We start from the raw sequence: 1586 nt of genomic DNA on the forward strand, positions 1-1586 counted from the left end.
GTAGGCCTAATGAGCAGGTAGGGCCCGGCCCCGTGGTCGGCGGTGGAGACCTGGTGAGTAGGCGGCGCTGGTAGCGCTGCGACAAGAGCGGTCGGTCCGTTCCGGCCATGACGGGGTCGGGCCTTTGGTATGCGTGGCTTGAGCCGCTCGCAGGATCGTCTCTTGCGTGTACCGGGGCCGGTGAGCCCTTGAGCAAGTGGGAGGGCCTGCGAGTGCCTGAGGTCACGAACCGCTGGTGGGATGGTGGACTGCGAGTCCTGTCATTAGGCCGCGGCGTGATCACAGCTGGCGCAAGTGCAACGCGATGATCTGGGGTGATGCCTATGGCGGTGTTCTGCGGTATCGACTGGTCTGAGCAGCACCACGACGTGGTGATCGTCGATGGCGACGGCGGGCTGGTGGCCCGGCAGCGCATCAGTGATGACGCGGCCGGGTTCGGGCGATTGCTGGAGATGCTCGCCCAAGCCGGTGACGGCCCGGACGCTCGTATACCGGTGGCGATCGAGACCTCGCGGGGGCTGCTGGTGGCCTGTCTGCGGGCCGGGGAGCGGCCGGTGTTCGTCATCAACCCGATGGCAGTTGCCCGCTATCGGGAACGGCACACGGTCTCACGTAAGAAGTCCGACCACGGCGATGCGGTGGTGCTGGCCAACATCTTGCGCACCGACATGGCCGCGCACCGGGCGTTGCCGGCCGACTCCGAACTCGCCCAAGCGGTCACCGTGCTGGCGCGCGCTCAGCAGGACGCGGTCTGGGACCGCACCCAGGCGCACAACAAGCTGCGCTCGCTACTGCGGGAGTATTACCCGGCCTTCCTGGCGGCGTTCCGGGATGCCCGAGGCGGCATCATGCGCCCCGAAGCCCGCGCGATCCTGGCGGCGGCGCCGACACCGGCCGCCGCCACGGCCATGTCGGTGCAGCAGATCGCCGACCTGTTGCGCCAGGCCGGTCGGCAACGCGGCGTGACCGCCCGGGCGGCCCGCATCCACCAGGCCTTGACCAGCGAGCATCTGCGTCAGCCGTCGCCGGTCGAGCAGGCGATGGGCCGCAGGGCGGTGGCGCTGCTGCGGGCCCTCGATACCGCCTGCGTCAACGCCGAAGAACTCGCGGCAGCTGCCGAAGAGGCTTTCGACCAGCACCCGGACGCCGAGATCATCACCAGCCTGCCCGGTCTCGGTCGACTCACCGGCGCCCGGGTGCTCGCCGAGATCGGCGATGACCGCTCACGGTTCGCCGATGCCAGATCCCTGAAAGCCTACGCCGGGGCGGCCCCGGTCACCCGCGCCTCAGGCAAGCGCGTGATCGTGATGCACCGGCGCGTCAAGAATCAGCGTTTGGCCACCGCCGGCTACCAGTGGGCGTTCTCGGCGCTGACCGCCTCACCCGGCGCTCACGCTCACTACCAGCGACGACGCCAGACCGGTGACAGCCACACCGCCGCGCTGCGCAACACCTTCAACCGCCTGCTCGGCTGCCTGCACCACTGCCTGCACACCCAACAGCCCTACCAGGAGGCCACCGCGTTCGCAGCCCGCACCCTCGCCGCGGCTTGACACGCTAACCGCATGGGATGTCTTGTCGGCCAG

The 1586-nt window shown here is 69.4% G+C and carries 1 protein-coding gene; it reads left to right on the forward strand.

The genetic code is table 11. The annotated features are described in order from the left end of the window. Positions 1 to 323: 323 nt before the first annotated feature. Entirely contained in the window at positions 324 to 1553 is a 1230-nt protein-coding gene (locus tag E1266_RS37175; protein ID WP_132055260.1) for an IS110 family transposase, read from the forward strand. The last annotated feature ends 33 nt before the right edge of the window (positions 1554 to 1586 follow it).

The organism is Actinomadura sp. 7K534 (assembly GCF_004348575.1).
Taxonomy (GTDB): Bacteria; Actinomycetota; Actinomycetes; order Streptosporangiales; family Streptosporangiaceae; genus Spirillospora; species Spirillospora livida.

Excerpts from the sequence above, each read along its gene's own strand:
- E1266_RS37175 (WP_132055260.1), top strand. The coding sequence starts at position 324 with ATGGCGGTGTTCTGCGGTATCGACTGGTCTGAGCAGCACCACGACGTG.